Genomic DNA, 3252 nt, shown 5'->3' on the forward strand with positions numbered 1-3252 from the left:
CGCGTCTTCCGCAGAGCCCGCTGCAGCCCTAACCGCATGACGGTCATCGCCGCTGCCGTCCTCACCCTGGAGCGTCAACGCTGAAAAGGCTCAGTAAGTCAGAGCTGCACCGGAGTCGGCGACACCTCGGTCCAGATGGTCTTGCCTGTCCGCGTGTAGCGGGTTCCCCAGCGTTGGGTCAGTTGCGCGACCAGGAACAGGCCTCGTCCGCCCTCGTCTTCCATCGCGGCGCGCCGAAGGTGTGGCGACGTGTGACCGCCGTCGGAAACCTCGACGATGAGGCCGTGTTCCCGTTCCCGGATGAGCCGCAGAGATACCGGCGCGCCGCCGTAGCGAATGGCGTTGGTGACCAACTCGCTGACGACAAGCTCGACCACGAACGACGCGGCTTCGTCGACTCCCCATGTCACCAGCTGGTCGCAGACGAGTGACCGCGCCCTCGCCACCTCTCCGGCATCGGGCGCGATGTCCCAGGTCGCCACGAGGTTCTCGGCCAGGGCATGGACGCGGAGCAGGAGCAGGGCGGCGTCGTCCTCGGGCGCCGTGGGCAGGAGTGTCCCGAGGACGGTGTCGCCGGTCTCCTCCAGTCGCGCGTGCCGCAGCCCGGAGAGCGTGGCACAAAGCGAGCGGACTCCTGCGTCGACGTCCCTCTCCCGGCTCTGGACCAGTCCGTCGGTGAAGAGGGCGAGCATGGCTCCCTCGGGCAGCTCGATGTCCGCGCTCTCGAACGGCAGGCCGCCTAGTCCGAGAGGTGGTCCGGCCGGAAGGTCTACGAGCTCGGCGTGTCCATCGGGGGTGACGAGCACGGGCGGGAGGTGACCCGCCCGGGCCATGACGCAGTGCCGTGAGACGGGATCGTAGATCGCGTAGAGGCAGGTGACGCCCACTGCCTGGTCCTCGGGCTCGGCTGCCGCTGAAGGCGGGGTGTAGGTCCGTGCCACGCGGTCGTCGAGACGGGCGAGAAGTTCGTCGGGGGCGAGATCGAGCTCTGCCAGGGCCGCGACGGTGGTGCGCAGCCTCCCCATGGTGGCGGCCGCGCCCATGCCGTGTCCGACCACGTCTCCCACCACCAGCCCCACGCGCGCTCCGGAGAGCGGGATGACGTCGTACCAGTCCCCACCGACGCCGGCGGGCCCGACCGCGGGCAGATAGCGGTGAGCCACTTCCACGCCCGTGGGCTCGGGCAGGGACCGGGGCAGCAGATCGCGCTGGAGCATGAGCGCGGTCGCGTGCTCGCGGGTGTAGCGGCGGGCGTTGTCCACGCAGACCCCCGTGCGCGAGACGAGCTCCTCGGCCAGCAGGACCTCCTCGTGTTCGAAGACGCCTGTCGATCCGGAGCGCGCGAAGGTTGCCACACCCATGACAGAGCCACGGGCCTTGAGCGGAAGGGCGAGCGCACCCATGTCTGGGTCGGCAACGGGTGCTTTCTCGGCCAGGCACCGCAGACGGACGGAGTCCAGGGAGTCGCCCGCTGTGTCATCGGTGACGGCGCTGTACGGGCGCTGCGCCATTCGGCGCAGCGGGGAGCGGGTATCGCCGCGAGGGGGTTCCTGTCCGCTCAGGATCGGTTCGAAGATGTCGACCGCGACGGCATCGGCGAATTCGGGGACGACAAGCTCCGCCAGCTCAGCGGCCGTGCGCTGGATGTCCAGGGTCGTGCCGATGGCGCTGGCCCGGCTGAGCAGCGCGAGGCGCTGTCGCGTCACATAACGCTCAGTGATGTCGAGGCTCGCCTCACAGACCCCGATCGGCTGGGCTTCCTCGTCCTGGAGCCGAAAGTAGGAAGCCGACCAGACGCGCTCGTGATGAAGGTCGTCGGGGTTCCGATAGCGCAGATCAACCAGCGGTGCTCCGGTGCGGGCCACCTGTTCGACGATCTCCTCGATGCTCGGGGCCGGCCTTCCGTCCTGACCCAGCACCGCGCCTTCCGGAAGGAGATCCTTCACGAACCTTCCGACGACGTCGTGCAGCGCCACTCCGAACTGCTTCTCGACCGCAGCGTTGATCCAGCGCATCCGGGCATCCGTGTCGTAGACGGTCAGCAAGACAGGCGACTCCCGGTCGAGTCCGGCGAGCATGGACCGGCCCACAGCCTCCTGATGCACCAGCTCCGTGTCCATCGCGACAAGCATCCACCCGGCCCCGCCTTCTCCATGAGCGAGCGGAGTAAGGGACAGGGCTACGGACACCAAACGGCCATCACCACGGCGGACCCGCCGAACGCCGAGCGAGCCCGCCATGCCACTGCCACCGGCAGCCGACACACCGACGCCGGTCTCCGCATCGGCCAGGACTGAGTCGGCGAACCGACCAAGAACGTCATCGGGTGGCCGGCCGAACAACTCCTGGGCTTCCCGGCTCCATCCTGTGAACCGCATGTGAGCGTCCAGCACTGCGGTGGCACGGCCGCGTGTCAGCGCTTCTGAGGAAGTTCTGCCTGGCGGCCATACTCCCGAGTCCTGTGCTTTATGGAGGCCCGTCATCGCGGCTCCTGAGGGTGGTACGGGGTCTCCGTACGTTTAATGTACAGCCGGACCTCTGCGCCCGACGTGCCATGAGGAGCCGGCACAAGTCGTGGACACCCTCTGCCATACGCCCCGGCGTATCCCACGTGGCCTGGTGGAGCACCAGCGCCCCAAGTGAGTCACGATTCAACCGACGCCGACACGGCCGTGAGGGGCATCGCCAGGAACGGTGTCGACGACGCCAGCATTCGCTGCGGCGGTCCGCGCGCCGCAATCGGCGCTGCACTACTGCTTCCAGACCAGAGAGAATCCCTGCTCCGCCGTGTTCACGCATCTCGCAGACCGCCTGCGCGTCGACACCGAGTCTCGCGGGATGCTGCTTCCGTGCCAGATGCTGAGCGCCTTCCTGAAAACGAGAGCACGCTGACGGGCAAGAACCGATCAGCGTGCAGGGTGAGCCGCGATCGGGTCCGGGCGCAGGCGAGACGCGTGGCCCGGATCTGGGCTGGAGTGCGTCTCCGGGGCCGCCGTGGAGTCGGGTCGACGTGCGGCTGGCAGGTGTGCCCTGTCATGCGTGTCGGCGCTGGCAAGTCTCCCCCGGAAGGGCGGCGACTCCGCTCACTCATGGCGGGGCAGGGTTCATGCGGCTTCTGCGGCCGGTACTTCTGATCGGACTGCCGCCTCCGGCGACTGCACCTGGGACTTCCCTTCGTCGAACCCGAACAGCGGGGCGACGACACAGAGAAGGAATGTGGAGATCGCGACCGCGAGGAATCCGGCGGTGAAG

At 68.3% G+C, this 3252-nt stretch carries 1 protein-coding gene and 1 pseudogene; one reads left to right on the forward strand and one right to left on the reverse strand.

What is annotated here, in order from left to right; translation table 11 throughout:
- Positions 1-84: pseudogene (locus AB0D93_RS41380) on the forward strand (IS5/IS1182 family transposase); the annotation flags it as partial.
- A 14-nt stretch (positions 85-98) separates the two neighbouring features.
- On the opposite strand, the gene AB0D93_RS41385 reads toward AB0D93_RS41380, so the two are convergent.
- Positions 99-2393, reverse strand: a complete 2295-nt coding sequence (locus AB0D93_RS41385; RefSeq protein ID WP_362131893.1) for a SpoIIE family protein phosphatase — start codon at positions 2391-2393, stop codon at positions 99-101.
- Positions 2394-3252: the final 859 nt, after the last annotated feature.

Origin of the sequence: Streptomyces sp. NPDC048191 (assembly GCF_040652655.1) — a bacterium.
In the GTDB taxonomy this organism is placed as follows: Bacteria; Actinomycetota; Actinomycetes; order Streptomycetales; family Streptomycetaceae; genus Streptomyces.